This window comes from Cupriavidus laharis, from assembly GCF_914271435.1.
In the GTDB taxonomy this organism is placed as follows: Bacteria; Pseudomonadota; Gammaproteobacteria; order Burkholderiales; family Burkholderiaceae; genus Cupriavidus; species Cupriavidus laharis.
In genome coordinates, this window is record NZ_CAJZAI010000025.1 from 15037 (window position 1) to 36308 (window position 21272).

At 67.1% G+C, this 21272-nt stretch carries 20 protein-coding genes; 9 read left to right on the forward strand and 11 right to left on the reverse strand.

All coding sequences use genetic code 11. The features are described from left to right. Positions 1-226: 226 nt before the first annotated feature. The 8 genes from LDO29_RS26465 to LDO29_RS26500 all read right to left on the reverse strand — a co-directional run bounded on the left by LDO29_RS26465 (position 227) and on the right by LDO29_RS26500 (position 8340). The gene (locus tag LDO29_RS26465) at positions 227-1333 is read right to left on the reverse strand and encodes a CapA family protein (protein WP_224082706.1); all 1107 of its coding nucleotides are present in this window, start codon (positions 1331-1333) and stop codon (positions 227-229) included. A gap of 172 nt (positions 1334-1505) precedes the next feature. Continuing rightward, complete coding sequence (gene bla, locus LDO29_RS26470; protein ID WP_224082707.1) at positions 1506-2387, reverse strand: class A beta-lactamase; 882 nt, start codon at positions 2385-2387, stop codon at positions 1506-1508. A gap of 31 nt (positions 2388-2418) precedes the next feature. Further along, entirely contained in the window at positions 2419-2844 is a 426-nt protein-coding gene (locus tag LDO29_RS26475; protein ID WP_224082708.1) for a Na+/H+ antiporter subunit G, read from the reverse strand. Positions 2845-2846: 2 nt separating this feature from the next. Continuing rightward, positions 2847-3119 (reverse strand): K+/H+ antiporter subunit F, encoded by a 273-nt coding sequence (locus LDO29_RS26480; RefSeq protein ID WP_224082709.1) that lies wholly within the window; start codon positions 3117-3119, stop codon positions 2847-2849. After that, a complete protein-coding gene (locus tag LDO29_RS26485; protein WP_224082710.1) occupies positions 3104-3607 on the reverse strand; it encodes a Na+/H+ antiporter subunit E in 504 nt (167 codons plus the stop codon). The genes LDO29_RS26480 and LDO29_RS26485 overlap by 16 nt, the downstream gene beginning before the upstream one ends. Positions 3608-3611: 4 nt before the next feature. After that, positions 3612-5153, reverse strand: coding sequence for a monovalent cation/H+ antiporter subunit D (locus LDO29_RS26490; protein WP_224082711.1), 1542 nt, complete (start codon positions 5151-5153; stop codon positions 3612-3614). Further along, complete coding sequence (locus LDO29_RS26495; protein WP_224082740.1) at positions 5150-5521, reverse strand: Na+/H+ antiporter subunit C; 372 nt, start codon at positions 5519-5521, stop codon at positions 5150-5152. Before LDO29_RS26495 ends, LDO29_RS26490 begins: the two co-directional genes overlap by 4 nt. Then, positions 5521-8340, reverse strand: a complete 2820-nt coding sequence (locus tag LDO29_RS26500) for a monovalent cation/H+ antiporter subunit A (protein WP_224082712.1) — start codon at positions 8338-8340, stop codon at positions 5521-5523. Before LDO29_RS26500 ends, LDO29_RS26495 begins: the two co-directional genes overlap by 1 nt. Positions 8341-8612: 272 nt before the next feature. Between LDO29_RS26500 and LDO29_RS26505 the strand changes: the two genes are divergently transcribed. Next, positions 8613-8831, forward strand: a complete 219-nt coding sequence (locus tag LDO29_RS26505) for an EAL domain-containing protein (protein WP_224082713.1) — start codon at positions 8613-8615, stop codon at positions 8829-8831. Positions 8832-9022: 191 nt separating this feature from the next. Continuing rightward, entirely contained in the window at positions 9023-10012 is a 990-nt protein-coding gene (locus LDO29_RS26510) for a SphA family protein (RefSeq protein ID WP_224082714.1), read from the forward strand. A 354-nt stretch (positions 10013-10366) separates the two neighbouring features. Here LDO29_RS26510 and LDO29_RS26515 read toward each other — a convergent pair whose 3' ends face one another. Together LDO29_RS26515 and LDO29_RS26520 are read right to left on the reverse strand one after the other, a co-directional pair. Beyond that, on the reverse strand, positions 10367-11311 hold the full coding sequence (locus LDO29_RS26515; protein ID WP_224082741.1) for a Bug family tripartite tricarboxylate transporter substrate binding protein: 945 nt from the start codon (positions 11309-11311) through the stop codon (positions 10367-10369). Between the two features lie 89 nt (positions 11312-11400). Then, positions 11401-12621: a CaiB/BaiF CoA transferase family protein gene (locus LDO29_RS26520; protein ID WP_224082715.1), complete on the reverse strand. Its 1221-nt coding sequence runs from the start codon at positions 12619-12621 to the stop codon at positions 11401-11403. 229 nt (positions 12622-12850) lie between these two features. Here LDO29_RS26520 and LDO29_RS26525 point away from each other — a divergent pair, with 229 nt between their 5' ends. Together LDO29_RS26525 and LDO29_RS26530 are read left to right on the forward strand one after the other, a co-directional pair. Then, positions 12851-13831, forward strand: a complete 981-nt coding sequence (locus tag LDO29_RS26525; protein WP_224082716.1) for a Bug family tripartite tricarboxylate transporter substrate binding protein — start codon at positions 12851-12853, stop codon at positions 13829-13831. A gap of 37 nt (positions 13832-13868) precedes the next feature. Then, positions 13869-14666: a crotonase/enoyl-CoA hydratase family protein gene (locus LDO29_RS26530; RefSeq protein ID WP_224082717.1), complete on the forward strand. Its 798-nt coding sequence runs from the start codon at positions 13869-13871 to the stop codon at positions 14664-14666. Positions 14667-14753: 87 nt separating this feature from the next. On the opposite strand, the gene LDO29_RS26535 is transcribed toward LDO29_RS26530, so the two are convergent. After that, positions 14754-15578, reverse strand: coding sequence for an IclR family transcriptional regulator (locus LDO29_RS26535; protein WP_224082718.1), 825 nt, complete (start codon positions 15576-15578; stop codon positions 14754-14756). 228 nt (positions 15579-15806) lie between these two features. Between LDO29_RS26535 and LDO29_RS26540 the strand changes: the two genes are divergently transcribed. The 5 genes from LDO29_RS26540 to LDO29_RS26560 all read left to right on the forward strand — a co-directional run bounded on the left by LDO29_RS26540 (position 15807) and on the right by LDO29_RS26560 (position 21197). Beyond that, entirely contained in the window at positions 15807-16985 is a 1179-nt protein-coding gene (locus tag LDO29_RS26540; RefSeq protein ID WP_224082719.1) for a thiolase family protein, read from the forward strand. A gap of 85 nt (positions 16986-17070) precedes the next feature. Continuing rightward, entirely contained in the window at positions 17071-17838 is a 768-nt protein-coding gene (locus LDO29_RS26545) for an SDR family NAD(P)-dependent oxidoreductase (protein ID WP_224082720.1), read from the forward strand. A 37-nt stretch (positions 17839-17875) separates the two neighbouring features. Further along, positions 17876-18640 carry a crotonase/enoyl-CoA hydratase family protein gene (locus LDO29_RS26550; RefSeq protein WP_224082721.1) on the forward strand — a complete coding sequence of 255 codons (765 nt, stop codon included), beginning with the start codon at positions 17876-17878 and terminating at the stop codon, positions 18638-18640. Positions 18641-18760: 120 nt separating this feature from the next. Next, positions 18761-19762 carry a Bug family tripartite tricarboxylate transporter substrate binding protein gene (locus LDO29_RS26555; protein ID WP_224082722.1) on the forward strand — a complete coding sequence of 334 codons (1002 nt, stop codon included), beginning with the start codon at positions 18761-18763 and terminating at the stop codon, positions 19760-19762. A 265-nt stretch (positions 19763-20027) separates the two neighbouring features. Further along, positions 20028-21197, forward strand: coding sequence for an MFS transporter (locus LDO29_RS26560; RefSeq protein ID WP_224082723.1), 1170 nt, complete (start codon positions 20028-20030; stop codon positions 21195-21197). The last annotated feature ends 75 nt before the right edge of the window (positions 21198-21272 follow it).

Consider the following 21272-nt stretch of genomic DNA (forward strand, 5'->3'; position numbering starts at 1 on the left):
CGCGCAGCGAATCGGTCGATTCAGGCGCCAGAGGACTCAAGCAAGCGGACCCCGGCCGAGCACTAGGGCTAGGCGGCGCAGGGATAGAGAGGTGAGACGCTTGCGAGACATGCGATGGATTCTAGCAGAGGCTTTGCGAAAACGTGAAAACGTGAACGAGAATTTCCGGCGCCACGGTTGCCGGTGCGGACCGGCCGCTAGCCGATTCGCAAACCGGCGCCCGGCCTCAATCAGCCTGGATCTGCAACTCATGCTCGCCGGAACGTGCCGCATGGGTTCCGAACGCGCCGCCTTCCCGGCCCAGCATGTCCTGCAACCAGACGAGGTCTGCTTCCGTTGCGTGGCGGAGCCGGAACTGCTTCCGCATGAGCGGGACCAGCCTCAGGTCAGCAGCGCCGCTAGCGGAATCGAGCGCGACGAAGTACATCAGCGCAAGGTCCGGGCGATAGGCTTCGTATCCGCCGATCCCTTCGTAGTCGTTGATGAAATCGCCGCAGCCATAGAGGATTGGCCTGCCTGCATGGAACTCGATTGCCATGGGATGGTGGGAGGAATGCCCGTACACGACATCCACGCCAGCCTCGTCGATCAGGGCTCGCGCAAACCAGCGCTGTTCGGGTTCCACGCCGTAACCCCAGTTCGGCCCCCAGTGGAGCGATACCACCACCAGATCGCCGCTGTGCCGCGCGTTGACGATCCGGGAGCGCAGGCGCTCGACGCTCGCGGCGGAGCAGTCTCGCAGGAGGGCGACACCTGGGCGATGGCCGGTGGCTTCCCAGCCTGACGGGGTACCCGCGCTTGTCATGGCGAAGGCGAACACCAGCACCCGGCGTCCGCCGGGGACAGCAAGCACAGCCGGTCTGGTGGCTTCATATTCATTGCGCCCTGCTCCGGCCACGGAGATCCCCGCGGCCTGCAATGTCGCCAGCGTTTCCTCCAGGCCCGCCCGCCCCCAATCCAGCACGTGGTTGTTCGCCAGCACCGCGCAATCCAGGCCGGCCGCCTCAAGGCAAGTGACATTCGCGGGATGCATCCTGTAGTGGATCGCCTTGCCGGGCCATGCGTCGTCACAGGTGGTGATGGCGGTTTCGACGTTGGCGATGCGCACGTCGGGCTGCTGGCGTTCCAGTTCGCGCAGCGCCTCGCCCCAGACATAGCCAGGCGGTACGGCGCGCGCGATTCGCCCGCTCTTGCGCTCGGCCAGGTCGACGTAGTCGCTCGCCGAACGGATGAACGATTCATGCAATTGAGGCTTGCCCGGCCTTGGCAGGATCTGGTCGATGCCGCGTCCGGTCATCACATCGCCGCAAAGGAACAACCGGATTGCACTCATCCGTGACTCCGTCGGCAAGTCTTTGGCCACAGCCTTCTGGCGCAGGACATCCCGTGAGAGAGGCCCCCCAGGGACGAGGCGCCTTTGCGCTCACTCGCTCAGCCGCACGACCAATGGCCTGTCCGCATGGTAACGCCGCCACCAGCCGAAAAAAAGCGAACCGGCGTTGATGTCAGCCCAGCACCGGCAGCACGATGCGCGCCGCCTTGGCGATTGTCTCGTTGCTCCACTTCGCGTCCGGCGCTGTCTGCGTGAAATAGATGGCGACGACGACGGGGGCGCCTGCTGGCGGCCACAGCACGGCGATATCGTTGGTAGTGCCATAGTCGCCGCTGCCGGTCTTGTCACCGATCTGCCAGCCCGCGGGCATTCCCGCCTGGATGCGCGCCGCGCCGGTCGTATTGCCGCGCAGCCATGCCTGGAGCTGGCTGCGCTGTGCGGCGGGCAATGCGTTGCCCAGGGCTAGTGCCTCCAGGCTGGCTGCCATCGCTGCTGGCGTCGAGGTATCGCGCGGGTCGCCCGGAATGGCGGTGTTCAGTTCGGTTTCCCAGCGGTCGAGCCGGAATGCCTGGTTACCGATGGAGCGGGAAAACTCGGTGACCGCCGCCGGTCCGCCAATGCGGCGCATCAGCAGGTTCGCGGCGCCGTTGTCGCTGTACTGGATCGCGGCGGCGCACAGTTGCGCCACCGTCATGCCGTCCGCGACGTGCTTCTCCGTGATCGGGGAATAGGCCACCAGGTCCTGCCGCGTGTAGCGGACGCGCTGTTCGAGCAGGCCAGGCGTGGCGGCGCTGCGCTGCAGGATGGCGCCGGCCAGGATCACCTTGAACGTGCTGCATACCGGGAACCGTTCTTCGGCGCGGTGACGTACCTGGCGGCCATCGCCGGTATGGCGTGCGAACACGCCCAGGCGGCCTCCGGCACTGCGTTCCAGCGCAGCGAGCTGTGCTTCGGCATCAGAGGTGGGAACGCGCGCCGGGCCGGCGCATGCGGAAGCGAACGGAGCCGCGGCGGCGGCCAGAAGCAATGTACGACGGGATCTTGATGGAACCATGGGCGGCGGCAATGGAAGTCAGCCGCGCATTCTAACCGCCTGCGGGACTGCTGGTTTCCGCGGTCTTTGCCGAAGCGTCCAGGTCCGCCTGCTCTCGCCCCACCGCCGCCCACGGACCGCCGCGCGTGCGCGGATCGACCGGCAGTTGCCGCTGGATGGCAGCCCTCGCCAGCATGTGCGCGCTGATCGGCGCCGTCAGGAACAAGAAGGCCGTCACCAGCAGTTCATGCAGGCTGCCGCCCTCCCCCTGGCAGCTGAAATACACCACCGACGCAACCACCACGCCGCCCACGCCGAGCGTGGTGGACTTGGTGGGCCCGTGCAGCCGCATGAAGACGTCCGGCAGCCGGAACAGGCCGATGGCGCCGACCAGCGTGAAGAGGCTGCCCACCAGCAGCAGCGCGCAGACCGCGAGTTCGGCAAGGGTGCCCAGCGAGGCATCAAGGTTCGCGGGCATGGCTAGTACTCGATGATGTCGCCGCGCTGCAGGTACTTGGTCAGCGCGACCGTGCCGACAAAGCCCGTCACCGCGATCAGCAGTGCCGCCTCGAAGAACATCGCCGAGCGCAGGCCGATGCCGAGCACCACGATCACCGCGATGGCGTTGATATTGAGCGTATCCAGCGCCACGATGCGGTCCACCAGGGCGGGCCCGCGCACCAGGCGCACGAAGGTCAGCAGGAAAGCCAGGCCCAGGATCGCCAGGCAGACCGGTATCACGATGGCAAGCACAGGAAGATCTCCTTCAGCGGCATTTCATAGCGGGACTTGATGCGCGCCACCAGCGCAGCCTCATCGTCCAGGTCCAGCACGTGCACCAGCAGGCTGCGGCGGTCATCGCTGAGTTCCGCACACAGCGTGCCGGGGCTCAGCGAGACGATGCTGATCAGCGCGGTGGTGGCGAGTTCGTGTTCGACATCGAGCGGTACCACGATGAAAGCCGGCCGCAGCCGCGCGGCGCGCCCGAGCACCAGCATGGCGACTTCCACATTGGCCACCACGATGTCGATCAGTACATGGAAAACCAGCCGCAGCATCAGGCCCGGCCGCGACAGCCGGAACGGCCCGAGCACCAGCCACAGGTCCGCCAGCCGCCCCAGCGCCCAGCCCAGCAGCGCGCCAAGCAGCCAGTGCGCAGGCGCGAGGCTGTTGGACAGCAGCAGCCACATGGCCAGCAGGATCAGGCTCAGCCACGGGTGCGGGAACTGGCGCGCGAGCATGGCCTTACCTCCCCGCCTGTGGCGACACACCGCCAGGCAACACGGCACGGATGTAGGCAGCACGGTCCTGCAACTGTGCCGCGGCTTGCGAAACATAGGTGCTGACCGGCGCCGCGAACGCCGTCAGCATCACGTTGCAGGCCAGCAGGAATGCGCTGCAGGCCAGCTTTCGGCCTTCCGGGTGCGATCGTACGCGCAGTGGCACGGGCGCGCCTGCGTCGTGCGCCGCGTTCGCGCCATCATGCGGCAGGCGCCACAGCAAGCGCGTTCCCGTGCGCGAGGCCGCCACCAGCAACACCAGTCCGGACACCAGGATGGCAGGCCAGTAGACGATCGCGCCGCCCGGCGGCACGGCGCGCAGGATCATGACCTTGCCGATGAATCCCGACAGCGGCGGCAGGCCCACGGCCACCACCGCGCCGATCAGGTACAGCACGCCGGCGAGCCGCGTGCCGGCCATGACCGAGCCCCGCCCGGTCGCATCGGCGGGCTCGAGCGCGTCCGCCAGCAGGAACAGTCCGGCCGTGCACAGTGTCGTGCTCAGCAGGTAGTACAACGCGGCGGCCCAGGCTGCCTGGGTCTGCATGGCCACGGCAATCCCGAGCAGTCCTACTGATGCCAGCACGAGGTAGCTTGTCAGCGCACGCAGGCTCGCGGCCGCCAGTGCGCCCACGGCCCCTGCAGCCAGCGTCGCCAGCGCCAGCACCGGCAGCCAGTCCTGCATGAATGTCGCGAGCAGCCCTTGCGCGGCGCCGAACACGAGTGCATCGCAGCGCAGCATGGCGTACAGGCCGACCTTGGTCATGACCGCGAACAGCGCGGCGACCGGGCCGGCGGTGCCCGCATAGGCGCGCGGCAGCCAGAAGTACAGCGGGAAGATCGCGGCCTTGAGCCCGAAGACCAGCATCAGCATGACGCCCGCCGCAACCGCCAGTGGTACGTCGGCGCCGGGCAGGCCCTGCAGGCGAAGGCCCATATGCGCCAGATTGAGCGTTCCCGTAAGCCCGTAGAGCATGCCGATGGCCACCAGGAAGAACGACGAGGCCACAAGGTTGAGCAGCACGTAGTGCAGCCCCGCGCCGATCCGTTCGCGCCCCGCGCCGTGGATGAGCAGCGCATACGAAGCGATCAGCAGGATCTCGAAGAACACGAAGAGGTTGAACAGGTCGCCGGCCAGGAAGGCGCCATTCAGGCCCATCAGCTGGAACTGGAACAAGGCATGGAAATGGCGCCCTGCGCGCACCAGCTCCGGGCCCGCTGCCGCCAGTGCCGCGGGCGCCAGCAGCGCGGTCAACGCGAGCATCAGCGCGCCAAGGCGGTCGAGCTGCAGGACGATGCCGAACGGCGCCTGCCAGTTGCCGAGCTGGTAGACGTCAATGCCACCGCCAGCCGCGCGCCCGACCAGCAATGCTGCCGCCGGCACCAGCAGCAGCGTGGCGGTCATGCACACCACGCGTTGCGCGCGCAGCCGGTGCATCGGCATGGCGGTCAGCACGCCACCGGCGAACATCGGCAGAAGGATGGGGAGCAGGAGCACGTGGTTCACGGGCGCGGCACCGTGCCCTGCATATCGCGCACGTCTTCGCTATCGCCCTGGCGCGCGGCATCGACGTGATCGCTGCCAGTCAGCCCGAGCGCGCGCAGCGACAGCACCACGGCGAATGCCGTCATGCCGAACGCGATGACGATGGCGGTCAGCACCAGCGCCTGCGGCAGCGGATCGGCGTAGCGCGCGCCGTCCGCAATGACCGGCGGCCTGCCCACCACGAGCCGGCCCATGCCGAGCAGGAACAGGCTGATCGCGTACGACAGCAGCGTCAGCCCGAGCACCACCGTAAAGGTGCGCGCCCTCAGCAGCAGGTAGATGCCGCACGCGGCCAGCACGCCGATGGCACCGGCATAGAGCGCTGCCATCATGCACCCTCCTTGCCGCGCCGTGACCGGCCGAACGCTGCCGGCGTATTGCGCACCCCCAGGTGCGAGACGATCAGCAACGTAGTGCCCGTCACCGTGGCGTAGACGCCCAGGTCGAAGACCATGGCTGTCGCGAGTTCGATTTCGCCGAGTCCGGGTACGTGGAAATGGCCGAATGCCGTAGTCAGGAACGGGAAGCCAAACACCAGGCTGCCCAGCCCCGTCAGCCCGGCTATGAGGATGCCGGCACCGGCCAGCGCGCGGTAGTCCGAGGCGATGCGTGCTTCGGTCCAGCGCACGCCGCTGGCCACGTACTGGAGCAGCAGCGCCACCGACGTGATCAGCGCGGCAATGAAGCCACCACCCGGCAGGTTGTGCCCGCGCAGCAGCAGGAACACGGACACCAGCAGCGTCAGCGGCAGCATCAGCCGCGCGAGCATGGCCAGCAGCAGCGGATGCCGCTGCGCGGACCAGGGCTTGCCGTCCGGCCCGGCATCGGGCATGGGCAGGCGCATGCCGCGCAGCAGCGCCTGCACGGCCAGCCCCGCGATCAGCAGCACGCAGATCTCGCCCATGGTGTCGAAGCCACGAAAGTCCACCAGCAGCACGTTGACCACGTTATGGCCGCCACCACCCGGCACCGCGTTGTCCACGTAGAAGCCGGACACCGGGTCGTAGGACCGCGTCATCACCGCGTAGGCGCAGGCGGCCAGCATGCCCCCGCCGCCGAGCGCCAGGACGATGTCGCGCACTTGCCTCCCGGCCGGAGGCGCCGCGGCTGGCTCGGGCGGCAGGTAGAACAGTGCGAGCACCAGCAGCAGCACGGTGACCACCTCGACCGATATCTGCGTGAGCGCCAGGTCGGGCGCGGAAAAGCGCGTGAAGACGAGCGATACCAGCAGGCCGCACGCGCTCAGGAACACCAGCGCCACCACGCGCTGCCGCCGCGCGGCGACCACGGCTACCGCGCACAGCGCCAGCAGGGCCAGGCAGGCGGCGCCCATCGGATCGACGGCCCCGTCGGGGGCCGTACCGACCAGCGCGTCAAGGTCAGCCAGGAATGCCGCTGGCACCGCCAGCAGCGCCGCCAGCATCCACGCCATGTAGCGCTGCAGCGAACCGTTCTCCATGCGCCGCGTGAGCGCGCGGGCCAGCCGCTCCAGCGCTGCAATGGCGGCCTCGAACGAGCGGCGTGCGCTGAGCGGCTCGATCACCTGCTGCCAGCGCCGCAGCGCACCGCGCCGCAGGAAGAACAGCGCGGCGCCGCCCGCCATGGAGACCAGGCTCATGGCCAGCGGCAGGTTGAAGCCGTGCCACAGGTGCAGGCTGTAATCGGGCAGCGGCGCGCGCAGCGTGGCCAGCGCGGTGGCCGCGAGCAGGTTGCCCACGGTATAGGTCGGCGCGAGCCCCACCACCAGGCAGATCACCACCAGCAGTTCCACGGGCAGCTTCATGAAGCGCGGTGGCTCGTGCGGGGGATAGTTCGGCACGTCGGGCTGGTCGCCGCCAAAGAACACGCCGTAGCTGAAGCGCAGCGAATACGCCATGGTCATGGCCCCGGCTATCGTCGCAGCGGCGGGGATTACCCAGTTGAAATCGCCGAGCAGGCCTTGCGCAAGCGTTTCGCCGAAGAACATCTCCTTGCTCAGGAAGCCGTTGAACAGTGGCACGCCCGCCATCGACAGCGACGCCACGATGGCCAGCACCGCGGTATGCGGCATGTACCGCGCCAGGCCGCGCAGGCGGTCCAGGTCGCGCGTGCCGGTTTCGTGGTCGATGATGCCCGCAGCCATGAACAGCGACGCCTTGAACACCGCATGGTTGATGATGTGGAACAGCGCGGCCACCGTGCTCAGCTGCGTGTCGAGCCCGAACAGCAGCGTGATCAGCCCGAGGTGGCTGATGGTCGAATACGCCAGCAGGCCTTTCAGGTCGCGCTGCAGCAGCGCCAGCGCCGCCCCCATGATCAGCGTGACCAGGCCCGTCATGCTGACCAGGTAGAACCACGCGTTGGTGCCATCGAGCACCGGATACAGCCGCGCCAGCAGGAACACACCCGCCTTGACCATGGTGGCTGAATGCAGGTAGGCCGATACCGGCGTGGGCGCGGCCATGGCGTGCGGCAGCCAGAAACTGAACGGAAACTGCGCGGACTTGGTGAACACGGCCAGCAGCACCAGCACCAGCATCGGCAGGTACAGCGGATGGTGCTGCACGCTGCCCGCCTGGGCCAGCACGTCGGACAGTTCCAGGCTGCCGCAGATGCGCCCGAGCAGCAGTACGCCGGCGAGCAGCGCCAGCCCGCCGCCACCGGTGACGGTGAGCGCCATGCGCGCGCCCTGGCGCGCGTCCTCGCGCCAGGACCAGAAGCCGATCAGCAGGAAGGACAGGATGCTGGTCAACTCCCAGCAGATCACCAGCAGCAGCAGGTTGTCCGCCAGGACCACGCCCAGCATGGCGGCCATGAACAGCAGCAGCAGGCAGAAGAAGCGTACCGCCGACGCATTGCGCGGCAGGTAATAGCGCGCGTACAGGATCACGAGCAGGCCCACGCCGATGACCAGCAACGCAAACAGGAAGGACAGGCCGTCCAGCCGCAGGCTGAGGTTCAGGCCAATGTCGGGCAGCCAGTTCAGGCGCCATGCCAGCGCATGCCCCGGCTGGTCGAACACTGCTTCGCGGGCGCGGAACAGCAGTGCGAGCGCCGCCAGCGGAAAGCCGATAATGATCGGCGCCACCAGCCGGACGGCATGCTTGCCGGCCAGCCATGTCAGGACGGCGGCAACCAGCGGCAGCGCGATCAGCAGGACTATCACCATCGATATCCTCCGTCAGTTCGCGGCCGGCGGGCGCAGGCACTGCCGCCATGCACGACCGGCTGGGCCACGCAGACGTGAGCCATACTGCTCCCAACCCGCTTGAATTGTGCCCGCCTGGCTCGCCAAACGGTCCATATCCGCTCAGCGCACAAAAAAATTCACTACCGCGGAAAAGATTCTGAATACGCAACGCCCACAGCGCCGCCAAGGGCGCGTAGCAATGTTGCGCGACCATTGCAAAACGGTCTTCTGGTACGCCGAGGAATCGTCCTTTGCCTCTGCTGATGCCGGTGGCGGTGCACGCCATTGCCATGGCATACGAACCGGGCTTCGAAGTCGTCGCCGACGGCATCGAGCACGAGGAGCAGGCCCGCTACGTGCGGAAGCGCGGCGCGCAGTATGCGCAGGGCTGGCTGCCTTCGCGCGCGCTGCCTGCTCCAGGGCAGGTGCACGTCCTGCGGGAGTGGCAGCCCGTCCCGGATGCGGCGTGATCGCCTGCCGCATCGGGAAGCCCCATGTTGCATCATTGGGACACTTTTAACGCGGACATAAAAACATTAACTTCATGACCGGTCCCGCCACGGCGACAATGGCCGGGTAACTGGAAAACTAAATTTAGTGCTATCCAGAAGCCTCGATTTGCCAAGTCCCGGCCTGCGCGGCCGGCAACGGAGGACCGAACATGCAAGACGTGCCAGCCCGCCCCGCGCGACGCTTCCTGTCGCCCCGTCCGTTGGTGGCCGCATTGGCCGCTTGCCTCGGCATCGCCTGGGTGCCCGCCCGGGCCACCGAGGGCGGGCTGGGCCGGCCGGTCACGGGCACCAGCGTGCTGCCCAATGCCGGCATCGTGGCGCCGGAGCCGATCACCGTGGTCAACCTTGGCGAGATCTACCTGAACGGTTCGATCGGGGGTAGCCGGCAGGTGCCGGTCATTGGCCAGACATCGCTGGGTATCGACGCAGAGATTGCCTTCACGCTGGCCACCATCATGAAGGTCTGGGACACCGGCCCGGGCGCGTGGAACTTTGCCTCCAGCTTCACCCTGCCCTATGTCTGGACGCAGGTCGGCGCCACGTTTAGCGCTGGGCGGCTGCAGGGACGCACGGAGGACCGGGCGTCCAACCTGTTCGACATCATGTTCACGCCGCTGATCGCGGGCTATCACTTTTCCAAGACGGCCCACATGGCGCTGAGCCTGAACATCTGGGCGCCGACCGGGCAGTATGACAAGAACGCGCTGGCCAACCCCAGCCTGAACAACTGGACCTTCATTCCGCAGGTGGCCTTTACCAAGCTGATGCCCGAGCACGGCCTGGAATTCGACGCGGTGGCGGGCATCCAGTTCTATACGCGCAACAACGCCACCGACTACCAGAACGCGCCGCTCTTCACGCTCGACGCCATGGTGCTCAAGCGCTTTGCCAACGGTTTCGGCGCGGGGCTGGTGGCGGGCACCACGCAGCAGCTCGGCGACGACAGCGGCCCGACCGCCGACCGGCTCAACGGCTTCCGCGGGCATGACTGGGCGCTGGGCCCGATCGTGACCTATGACACCAAGGTGGGCGCCAGGAGCAAGTTGTCGCTCGGCCTGCGCTGGGTCCCCACCGTGGCGAGCAAGAACCGCATCGACAGTACGAAGACCTTCATGGGGACGGCGACGCTGGTCTTCTGAGATCGGCGGAGGGCGGCCTGCGCAACTTGCTCCTGTGTATCCTTGAGGCCTGGCGGTCATATCACACCGGCTGCCTATCGCGGGGCATCGCCGATGCTGGTCGATGTGATCAGCGGCAATGTGTCGATCGGCTGGGATGCCGTGGAACGCGCCGCGTGGAAGCCCATCGTGGAGGCGACTGGCTTCGTTGCGGAAGACTGAAGGCCGTGTAGGAACGTGCACGATGCGCAATCCCGACGGTGACTCAGGGCATCGGCCGGATCGCGTCCGCGGTGCCCTGGATGACGCGCGCCGGGTTGCTCCCCTCTCCCGCTTGCGGGAGAGGGGAGAAAACAAGCACCCGGTCTCCCTCACCTAATCCGCCTTCACCCCTAGCGTCTTCGCCAGCGGAATCCACCGCGCACGCTCATCGCGCACGAACTGGCCGAAGGCCTCCGCCGAGCCCGGCATCGGTTGCGCGCCGATCGCGTGCAGCTTGTCCTGCAATTCCTGCTGCTGCAGCGCTTCGTTGATAGCTCGGTTCAGGCCAGCAATGGCCGCATCAGGCGTGCGCGCCGGCGCCACGACGCCGAACCATGCGCTGGCCTCCAGGCCCGGATAGCCCAGCTCCTGCATGGTGGGTACATCGGGCAGCAGCGGAAAGCGGCTGCGGTCCAGGATCGCCAGTGCATGCAGCTTGCCGCTCTTCGCCTGCTGCATGGATGAAGGCAAGGCATCGAACATCAGGTCGATGTTCTTGCCCATCAGGCTGATGATGGCCGGCGCGCTGCCCGCGAATGGCACGTGCGTGACCTTGAAGCCGAGCGACGAAGCTGCGTATTCGCCGGCCAGGTGCGTGATATTGCCGCTGCTGGCCGAGCCCATGGTCAACTTGCCGGGCGACTGCTTGCCCAGGGCCACCAGGTCCTTGACCGACTTCACCTCCAGGTCCTGCCGCGTGACCAGCAGCAGCGGCGACTTGCCCATGCCCGCGACCGGCTTGAAGTCCTTGACCGGGTCGTACGGCAGCGTGGTGTAGAGCGCGCTGTTGATGACCAGCGGCGCGTTGGAACCCACGAGAAAGGTCTTGCCGTCTGGCTCGGCCCGCGCCACGGCTTCGGCGGCGATGATGCCGCCCGCCCCGCCCTTGTTGTCCACCACGATGGGGGTGCCCAGCCTGACGCTCGCCTGCTGCGCCACGAGCCGCGTGATCTGGTCAGCCGCGCCGCCGGGTGGATATGGCACGACAAAGCGGATCGGCTGCGCGCGCGATTGCGCGCCTGCGGGCATGGCCATGACGCCAAGAACGGCTGCCGCCATCGCGGCCGCCATGCGCAACGAAAATCTGGTCTTCACTGCTGTCTCCTCCTGGTTGGTATATGTTTTTGCAGCGACTCCATCGACGGCTCCTACAACACGCCCTCCTTGCGCAACGCGGCAATACGCGTAGCGTCGTAGCCAAGTTCGCCGAGTACCTCGTCGGTGTGCTCGCCGAGCGTCGGCGCGGAATGCTGGTAGGTGACTGGCGTGTCCGATAGCCGGATCGGGTTGGCCAGGCCGGGCGCCTTGACGCCGGCACTGTGCGGCAGGGAAAGCTGCATTTCGCGATGGCGCACCTGCGGGTCTTCGAATACCTGCTGCATGTTGTAGATCGGACCGCACGGCACGTTGGACGCTTCCAGCAGATCGACCCATTCGGTCATCGTGCGCGCAAGCATGGCCTCGGCCACCTGCGGGATCAGCGCCTCGCGGTTTCGGTTGCGCTGCCCGGCCGTGGCAAAGCGCTCGTCCTCGGCAAGATCCGGCCGCCCGATCACCTTGCACAGCGCGCGGTACTGGCCGTCGTTGCCGACCGCGACGATGACGTCCCCTTCCTTGCAGCGGAACACCTGGTACGGGACCATGTTCGAATGCGCATTGCCCATGCGCTGCGGGATCTTGCCCGACAGGAAGTAGTTGATGGCCTGGTACGAGTTGATGGTCACCACGCAGTCCAGCAGCGCCATGTCGATGTACTGGCCCTCGCCGCTGACGTGGCGGTGCTCCAGCGCGGCCAGGATGGCCGTGGTCGCATACATGCCGGTCAGCAGGTCGGTGATGGCGATGCCGGACTTGACCGGGCCGCCGCCGGGCTCGCCATCAGGCATGCCCGTAATGCTCATCAGGCCGCCCATGCCCTGGAACACGAAGTCATAGCCGGGCAGTGCCGCATAGGGCCCGCTCTGGCCGAAGCCGGTGATCGAGCAGTACACCAGGCGCGGGTTGATGGCACGCAGGTCCTCGTAGCCCAGCCCGTAGCGCGCCAGCGTGCCGACCTTGTAGTTCTCGACCACCACGTCGGCCTCGCGCGCCAGGTCGCGGATGATGGCCTGGCCCGCGGGCGTGGCGATGTCCACGGTCACAGAGCGCTTGCCGCGGTTCGCACTGAGGAAGTAGGACGAATCGCGCGTCTCCTCCCCTTGCGCGTCGCGCAGGAACGGCGGGCCCCAGGCGCGCGTGTCGTCGCCGGCACCGGGGCGCTCGATCTTGATCACGTCCGCACCCATGTCGGCAAGATTCTGCGTCGCCCAGGGGCCGGCCAGCACGCGCGTGAGGTCAAGCACCCTGATGTGTCCGAGGGCCTTCTTCATGTGTCTCCTTGCTGTTCTTGGTCTGTGCCGTCCGCAGCCTGTCCACGCGGACAACCGGAGTTCAGCTTAGGAGTGCGCGGTCATCGGTGTCCAATATTCATTTGTTGGCAAGTGATATCCGTGGAATATCACTTGCCAACAAATGAATATTGGACGAAGCCATGCCGCTCCCCTTAGCCTTGGCGGCGCAGATGCATCGACAGTGCGCATTCGAACAAGAGGAGACAACATGCAGTCCATCACCAGGCGCGTGCTCGCCATCGCGGGCGTTTCGCTCCTTGCCACGCTGGCGCTCCCGGCGGCGCCGGCCCGGGCCGAGTATCCGGAGAAGCCGATCAAGCTGGTCGTGTCGTTCCCGCCGGGCAGTGGCACTGACACCAATGCGCGCTACGTGGCGCGCAAGCTCGAAGAAAAGCTCGGCAAGCCGGTGGTGGTCGAGAACCGCCCCGGTGGCAACAGCTTCATCGCTGCGCAGGCGGTGGTCAGCGCCGAACCGGACGGCTACACGCTGCTGCTGGCCAGCAACTCGCCCGTCGCCACCAACGTGGCCATGTTCCGCAAGCTGCCCTATGACCCGGTGCACGACCTCGCGCCCATTGCGCGGCTTGGCGCGGGCGCCATGGCGCTGGTGGTGCCTGCCGCATCGTCCTATCGCGACGTGGCCGGGCTGGTCGACGCCGCGCGCCGCAACCCCGGCAAGCTCAACTACGGTGGCGGCAGCGCGTCCTACCAGATCGCCACCGAACTGTTCCTGACACGCGCCGGCGTCAAGGCCAACCATGTGCCGTACAAGGGTGCGGCGCCGGCGCTGACCGACGTGGCCGCCGGCCAGATCGACTTCGCATTTGCCGACTACGGCGCCACGCTGCCGCTGCTGCAGGCTGGCAAGCTGCGCATCCTGGCCGTGACGAGCGACAAGCGCCTGGCCAGCCGCCCCGACACGCCCACGCTGCAGGAAAGCGGCTTTCCCGGCTACTTCATGGTGAACTGGACCGCCGCGTTCGCGCCGGCCCGCACGCCCAAGCCGGTGCTGCATAAACTGGAGCAGGCCATTGTCGAGATCTACAGCACGCGCGAGTCCGCCGAATTCCTCGCGCGCACCAACTGGGATGTCTTTGTCTCCGGCGCGGACGAACTGCGCCGCTTTCAGCTTGCGGATATCCGCCGCTGGTCGGACGCGGCCGAACAGGCCGGCATCCCGAAGCAATAACCAGTTTTCAGAACTTCAGAAACGGAGAGACCACACCATGGCTGACTTCCTTCGCTACGAGCAGCAGGGCCACATCGTCACCCTGACCATGAACGAGCCCGAGCGCCGCAACCCGCTGACCGGCAACACCGCCGTCGACGAATTCCTGGCGGCCATCGACCGCATCCATGGCGACCGCAGCGTGCGCGCCGTCATCATCACCGGCGCCGGCACCGCGTTCTCGTCGGGCGGCAATATCCACGATATGGAACGCCAGGCCTCGGGCCAGGTGAGCGGCATGGAGATCCGCCAGGACTACCGCTGCGGCATCCAGCGCCTGCCGCTGGCCCTGTTCAACCTCGAAGTGCCGGTGATCGCCGCGGTCAACGGCGCGGCCATGGGCGCCGGGCTGGACCTGACCTGCATGTGCGACATCCGCATTGCGTCCGAACGCGCACAGTTCGCGGAATCGTTCGTGCGCCTGGGCATCATCCCCGGCGATGGCGGCGCATGGCTGCTGCCGCGCGTGATCGGTCTGTCGCGTGCCGCCGAAATGATCTTCACCGGCGAGCCCATCAGCGCCCAGCAGGCGCTGGAGTGGAATCTGGTGTCGCGCGTGGTGCCGCCGGAGGAACTGCTGCCGGCAGCGAATGCGCTGGCTGAACGCATCGCCGTCAATCCGCCGCATGCCGTGCGCCTGGCCAAGCGGCTGATGCGCGAAGGCATGCAGACGCGGCTGGACACGCTGCTCGAGCTTTCCGCGGGCTTCCAGGCGCTGTCGCATCAGACCGCCGATCACCGCGAGGCAGTGCAGGCATTCCTGGAGAAGCGCAAACCGGTGTTCTCGGGGAACTGAGGCCGATATATCACGAGGCGGCCCGCCCGCCTCGCCCTTCAGCGTGCTGCGCCCACGAGCGAGTGGATCGGTCAGCGGCGAACGGCGCTATCCCGCCGCCCCAAGCGAACCTTCAACGTTGCGCACCAGGCTGACCAGCCGCGGCCCGACGTCTTCGAACAGCTGCTTGCTCTGCTGGCTGAACACCGGCACCGATGCGGCGAACAGCCAGGCTTCGCCATCCCGGCGCGCACGCATCGGCACGGCAATCGCCTCGATTTCCCGATGCAGGTCGCGGTGGCCGCGGCAGAAGCCGTGCTCCTCCATGTCATGCACGGCCTCGGCCAGCCGACCCTGCAGCCACGTTTCCCGCTGCGGATCCGTGACACGCAGGTGTTCCAGGTAGGCGTTGCGTTCCGCCGCGCCCATCATCGACAGGTAGGCGCGCCCGGATGCCGTGCGCGACATCGACACGCGCGTGCCCACTTCCGGACGGAATACGCGGCTGCGGACGCCCTGCGCAATCTCCACATAGGTCAGCGTGTGCCCGTATCCGACCATGAGCTCCACCTGCCCCTCGATGTGGTCGGCCAACTCCTGCATCAGCGGGCGCGCAAGCTGCCGCACTGTCATGCGGGCCAGCGCCGGCGCGGCCAGGTTCACCAGTCCGACGCCCGGCACGTAGCGCGACAGGCGCTCCGAATAGTGCAGCAGGCCCAGCTCGCACAAGGTGTCGAGCAGGCGGAACAAGGTCGGCTTGGCCAGGCCGGTGCGTTCCATCAGCTCGCGGCTGCTGAGTTCCTGCACGGTCGGCGAAAAGCAATTGAGGATCGAAATGCCGCGCGCGAGCGCGCTGACAAGCCGGGCTTCGCCTTCGGAGTCGGCGCCGCCAGCAGTTGGCGCGGTTATCGATGTATGTGGATCATTAGCCATATAAACGTCTGAGTCTCGTATTTTTTGATACCAGCGTCTCGAAACCCGGATGTTGCCCTTCGTTTTTTCCGAAGTCAAATTCCGTATTTTTGAGTTTACTTGTCGCAATTCCGACGCGAGAATCCCAAATCATCGTATCCGACGATCAATTTTCGGCACCTAAGTCTCAATATCTGACTTGTCTGGCCTCTCGAATTCCGCAGCACTGATTTACAGGAGACAACCCCCATGCAACAAGCCGTCATCGTTGACGCCATCCGCAGCCCGATGGGCCGCTCCAAGCCGGGTTCGGCTTTCACCGAACTGCATGCCACGGAACTGCTGGCCCAGGTACTCAAGGGACTGGTGGAGCGCAACAAGCTGGATCCGGGCCTGGTGGACGACGTCATCACGGGCTGCGTCACGCAGGCCGGCGAGCAGTCCGCCGGCCCGGGCCGCGTGGCCTGGCTGGCGGCGGGTTTCCCCGACCACGTGCCGGCCACCACTATCGACCGCAAGTGCGGTTCCAGCCAGCAGGCCGTGCACTTCGCCGCGCAGGGCATCATGGCCGGCGCCTACGACATCGTCATCGCGTGCGGTATCGAGTCGATGAGCCGCGTGCCGATGGGCTCGGCGCGCATCGGCCAGAACCCCTATGGCCCGTCGATCGAGGCACGCTACGCACCGGGCCTGGTGTCGCAGGGCGTGGCGGCCGAGCTGGTGGCCGCGAAGTACGAACTGTCGCGCCAGAATATGGACAGCTACTCCGCCCGCTCGCACGAACTGGCCGCCGCCGCGCGCGAAGCCGGCGCCTTCCGCCGCGAGATCCTGCCGATCGTGACGCCCAACGGCGTGATCGAGCACGACGAGACCATCCGCCCCGGCACGTCGGTGGAAAAGCTCGGCACGCTGCAGTCCCCGTTCCGCAATGACGAACTGAGCGCGCGCTTCCCGCAGATCGGCTGGAACGTGACGGCGGGCAACGCCTCGCAGATCAGCGACGGCGCCTCGGCCATGCTGCTGATGAGCGAGTCGGCTGCGCAGCGCCTTGGCCTGAAGCCGCGCGCACGTTTCGTGGCGTTCGACGTGTGCGGCGACGATCCGATGATGATGCTGACCGCGCCGATCCCGGCCAGCCAGCGCGCCATCAAGAAGAGCGGCCTCAAGCTGGACCAGATCGACCACTACGAGATCAATGAAGCGTTTGCTTGCGTGCCGCTGGCCTGGCAGAAGGCGCTCGGTGCCGACGCGGCGCGCCTGAACCCACGTGGCGGCGCAATTGCGCTGGGCCACCCGCTCGGTGCATCGGGCGTGCGCCTGATGACCACCATGCTGCATGCGCTGGAAGACAGCGGCGGCCGCTATGGCCTGCAGTCGATGTGCGAGGCCGGCGGCATGGCCAACGCCACGATCATCGAACGCCTGTAAGGCCTGCGCACGGGCCGGGTTGCCGCCCGGTTCGTACCCGTATGTCGTATTTACCGAATCCCTGAATCAGAACTGGAGACTCAACATGAAACTGACCGCAGATATGTCCGCAGTCGTCACGGGCGGCGCGTCCGGCCTGGGCCTGGCCACCGCACGCCGCCTCATCGAGCGTGGTGTGAGCGTGGTGATCGCCGACCTGTCCGAAGAACGTGGCAATGCCGCCGTGGACGAACTCGGCCCCAAGGCACGCTTCGTCAAGGCCGATGTCTGCGACACCGATCAGATGAATGCCGTCTATGACGCGGCCGAGGCACTTGCCCCGCTGCGCGCGCTGGTGCACTGCGCCGGCCTGGGCGGCCCGGTGCGCGTGGTCGAGAAGGACGGCTCACCCGGTTCGCTGGAAAAGTACGAGTCGATCGTGCGCATCAACCTGATCGGCACGTTCAACGCGCTGCGCCTGGGTGCCGCACGCATGGCGAAGAATGAAATGGTGGATGGCGAGCGCGGCGCCTGCGTGCTGACCGCTTCGGTGGCTGCCTATGAAGGCCAGATCGGCCAGATTCCGTATGCGTCGGCCAAGGCCGGCATCGTCGGCATGACGCTGGTAGCCGCGCGCGACCTGGCACAGCGCGCCATCCGCGTCTGCACCATCGCCCCGGGGCTGTTCGACACGCCGCTGCTGGCCAAGCTGCCGGAAAACGTGCGTGCGTCGCTGGGCGCCATGGTTCCGCACCCGGCGCGCCTCGGTGCGCCGGACGAGTATGCCTCGACCGCCGTGCACATCCTCGAGAACATCATGCTCAACGGCGAAACCATCCGCCTGGATGGCGCCATCCGCATGGCCCCGCGCTGAGCTGCCGGTCTCTCCTCAAACGAACACAAGGACAAGCATGAGCGAAACGCTGCAACTCGAAACACGCGGCAATATCCTGCTGATTACGATGAACCGGCCCGAGGCGCGCAACGCCATGGACTTCGAGACCGCGACGGCAATGGCTGCCGCGCTCGACCAGTTCGAATCGCGCGACGACCTGAGCGTGGCCATCGTGACCGGCGCCGGCGGCACATTTTGCTCCGGCATGGACCTGAAGGGCTTTCTGGCCGGCAAGCGCCCGAGCCTGCCGGGCCGTGGCTTTGGCGGCCTGACCGAAGCGCCGCCGCGCAAGGTGCTGATCGCCGCGGTAGAAGGCTATGCGCTGGCCGGCGGTTTTGAGATGGCGCTGGCCTGCGACCTGATCGTGGCGTCCAAGGCAGCCAAATTCGGCCTGCCCGAAGTCAAGCGCGGCCTGGTGGCTGCCGCCGGCGGCCTGATGCGCCTGCCGCGCCGGATCCCGTACCACATCGCCATGGAGTACGCGCTGACCGGCAATATGCTCGGCGCCGAGCAGGCGCATGCCTATGGCCTGGTCAACCGCCTGACGGAGCCGGGCCAGGCGCTCGAAGCCGCACTGGCGCTGGCCGAAGAAGTCGGCGCCAACGGCCCGATGGCCGTGGCGGTCAGCAAGCAGATCGTCAGCGAATCCGCCGACTGGCCGGCGGCCGAGATGTTCGAGCGCCAGCGCCCGATCGTCGCACCGGTGTTCTCGTCGGCCGATGCCCGCGAAGGCGCCGCCGCGTTCGCCGAGAAGCGCAAGCCGGTATGGACCGGCAAGTAAGGGGCATGAAGGGGTAAGCCCTTGCCTGTGCGGCCGGCCATTGCGTCGGCCGCATTGCCATCCACGCCGCGCAGCACCCACACACGACACCCACCACACAAAACCATGGAGGAGACACCCATGACCACCTGGCTGCCACAGTCGCTGTTCAAGACTTCCGCCGCGCTATTGCTCCCGGGCATGCTGGGCGCGGCCGCCCTGCCCCACGCTGCGCACGCCGCGCCCGCGTGGCCCGAGAAGCCCATCACCATCATCGTGCCCGGCGCGCCCGGCGGCACCACCGATATCCCCACGCGCCTCGTCGCGCAGAAACTCTCGGCCCTGCTCGGCCAGCCCGTCGTGGTGGACAATCGCCCCGGCAGCGGCGGCATCATCGGCACGCAGACGTTCATGCGCGCGCCGGCGGACGGCTACACGCTGCTGGTCGGCAACACCGGTTCCCATGCCATCAACTACAGCGCCTACAAGCAGCTCACCTACAAGCCGCAGGACTTCGTGCCGCTCACGGACATGATCTCCTTCCCGAACGTGCTGGTTGTCAACGCGCAGTCGCCGTACAAGACCGTGGGCGACCTGGTCGCGCAGTTGAAGAAATCACCGGGACAGTATTCATACAGCTCGGCGGGCATCGGCCAGACCACGCACCTCACCTCGGAACTGTTCCGGCTGCGCACCGGCACCGAAGTCATCCATGTGCCTTACAAGGGCTCCACGCCGGCCACCACCTCGCTGCTCGCGGGCGAGACCACCTTCATGTTCGACAACATGACGCAGGCACTGCCGCATATCCGCGCGGGCAAGCTGCGCGCGCTGGCCGTGACCAGTGCCGAGCGCCTGCCCGGGCTGCCCGATGTGCCGACCATGGAGCAGGCGGGCATCAAGGATTTCGTCGTGATGGGCTGGCTGGGCGTGTTCGCGCCGGCCAGGACGCCGCCCGCCGTGGTCGCCACGCTGCAGAACGCGCTGGCCAAGGCCATGCGCAATCCGGAGGTCGTGGCCAAGTTCCGCGAGATGGGCGGCATTCCCGGCGGCGAGCCGCAGGCGAAGTTTGCCGCGCTTGTCGACAGCGAGGTCAGGCGCTGGGGCGAGACCATCAAGGCGTCGAAAGTCAGCCTCGATTGAGGCGCATGCGCAGCGCCTGCGACGGCCTGGCCGATAGCCGCACAGGACATGCGCTGCCAGCCGCCAGGCGGGTGCCCGACACATTGACACCCGCCTGGCCAGCCCCTACGCTGGCTTCACCTGGTGAATTCAGCGTCTGCTTAATCTTCATGCGGAGCGGCGCGAGCCCGCCGGGACAACAATAACGACCCGAGACACTCCCTCCGTGCCATCCCCCTTCAACGCGCTCCGCCCTGCGCTCCCTATCCTCCTGGGCGCCTCTGTCATGTTGAGCCTGGCCATGGGCCTGCGCCAGAGCCTGGGCATCTTCATGCCGCCGCTGACGAAGGACATCGGCATTTCGGTATCCGACTTCACCGTGGCCATTGCCGTGCAGAACCTGGCCTGGGGGCTGCTGCAGCCGCTCGCGGGGGCGTGGGCCACGCGCGTGGGGTTCCGGCCGCTGATGATGGGCGGCTCGCTGCTCTATGTGATCGGACTGGTCCTGCTGTCCACCTCGCACGGCATGGTCGGCGTGACGCTGGGCGCAGGCGTGGCCATTGGCGCATCCATGGCCTGCACGGGCAGCGCGATCTCCATGGCCGTGGCGGCGCGGCCGGTGCCGGCGGCGATGCGCAGCACGGTGCTGGGGCTGGTGTCGGGCGCGGGATCGCTGGGTGCGCTGATCGCCGCGCCGATCGGCCAGGTCGTCGCGCAATCGTTCGGCTGGCGTACCGGCGTGGCAGCGTTCGTCGTGCTGGCGCTGGTGATGCTGCCCGCGGCCTGGTTTGCCGGCCGGGTAGACCGCCTGCCCATCGCCGTGCCGCAAGGCGCGGACCAGGACAACGCGCGACAGGCACTGGGCACGGCACTGCGTCACGTGCCATTCCTGGTCATGGCGATGGCCTATTTCGTGTGCGGCATGCAACTGGTCTTCCTGACCACGCACCTGCCCTCCTATCTCGATATCTGCGGCATGGACCCGATGCTGAGCGCCAAGGCGCTTGGCGTGATTGGCGGCTTCAACGTGCTGGGCAGCATCTTCTTCGGCTGGGCCGGCGGGCGCGTCAACAAGCTGATGCTGCTGGGCTGCATCTACACCATCCGCTCGCTGGCGCTGACCTGGTATTTTTCGTCGGCGCCAACGCCAGCCAGCACGCTGGTGTTCGCTGCCGTGATGGGTTTCCTGTGGCTGGGCGTGGCACCGCTGGTGGCAGGCTGGATCGGCGAGACCTTTGGCCTGCGCTGGCAGGCCATGCTTGGTGGCATGGCCTTCTTCAGCCACCAGATCGGCAGCTTTGTCGGCGCATTCGGCGGCGGCGTGGTGTATGACGCGCTCGGGTCCTACACGCTGGCCTGGCAGGTCGGCGTGGGACTGGGCCTGACCGCGGGCCTGGCCCAGATTGCCTTTGCCGTGGCCACGCAGCGTCGCCCGCCGGCACTCGCCACGCCATAGCGCTACGGTGTGTACGGTGTGATTTCCCAAGCTTCGTGAACTAGTCTTCCTTGGGAGATCCCCAAGGGAGCAACC

Excerpts from the sequence above, each read along its gene's own strand:
- LDO29_RS26465 (WP_224082706.1), bottom strand. The coding sequence starts at position 1,333 with ATGAGTGCAATCCGGTTGTTCCTTTGCGGCGATGTGATGACCGGACGC.
- bla (WP_224082707.1), bottom strand. The coding sequence starts at position 2,387 with ATGGTTCCATCAAGATCCCGTCGTACATTGCTTCTGGCCGCCGCCGCG.
- LDO29_RS26475 (WP_224082708.1), bottom strand. The coding sequence starts at position 2,844 with ATGCCCGCGAACCTTGATGCCTCGCTGGGCACCCTTGCCGAACTCGCG.
- LDO29_RS26485 (WP_224082710.1), bottom strand. The coding sequence starts at position 3,607 with ATGCTCGCGCGCCAGTTCCCGCACCCGTGGCTGAGCCTGATCCTGCTG.
- LDO29_RS26495 (WP_224082740.1), bottom strand. The coding sequence starts at position 5,521 with ATGGCAGCGCTCTATGCCGGTGCCATCGGCGTGCTGGCCGCGTGCGGC.
- LDO29_RS26500 (WP_224082712.1), bottom strand. The coding sequence starts at position 8,340 with ATGGTGATAGTCCTGCTGATCGCGCTGCCGCTGGTTGCCGCCGTCCTG.
- LDO29_RS26510 (WP_224082714.1), top strand. The coding sequence starts at position 9,023 with ATGCAAGACGTGCCAGCCCGCCCCGCGCGACGCTTCCTGTCGCCCCGT.
- LDO29_RS26515 (WP_224082741.1), bottom strand. The coding sequence starts at position 11,311 with ATGGCGGCAGCCGTTCTTGGCGTCATGGCCATGCCCGCAGGCGCGCAA.
- LDO29_RS26520 (WP_224082715.1), bottom strand. The coding sequence starts at position 12,621 with ATGAAGAAGGCCCTCGGACACATCAGGGTGCTTGACCTCACGCGCGTG.
- LDO29_RS26525 (WP_224082716.1), top strand. The coding sequence starts at position 12,851 with ATGCAGTCCATCACCAGGCGCGTGCTCGCCATCGCGGGCGTTTCGCTC.
- LDO29_RS26530 (WP_224082717.1), top strand. The coding sequence starts at position 13,869 with ATGGCTGACTTCCTTCGCTACGAGCAGCAGGGCCACATCGTCACCCTG.
- LDO29_RS26535 (WP_224082718.1), bottom strand. The coding sequence starts at position 15,578 with ATGGCTAATGATCCACATACATCGATAACCGCGCCAACTGCTGGCGGC.
- LDO29_RS26540 (WP_224082719.1), top strand. The coding sequence starts at position 15,807 with ATGCAACAAGCCGTCATCGTTGACGCCATCCGCAGCCCGATGGGCCGC.
- LDO29_RS26545 (WP_224082720.1), top strand. The coding sequence starts at position 17,071 with ATGAAACTGACCGCAGATATGTCCGCAGTCGTCACGGGCGGCGCGTCC.
- LDO29_RS26550 (WP_224082721.1), top strand. The coding sequence starts at position 17,876 with ATGAGCGAAACGCTGCAACTCGAAACACGCGGCAATATCCTGCTGATT.
- LDO29_RS26555 (WP_224082722.1), top strand. The coding sequence starts at position 18,761 with ATGACCACCTGGCTGCCACAGTCGCTGTTCAAGACTTCCGCCGCGCTA.
- LDO29_RS26560 (WP_224082723.1), top strand. The coding sequence starts at position 20,028 with ATGTTGAGCCTGGCCATGGGCCTGCGCCAGAGCCTGGGCATCTTCATG.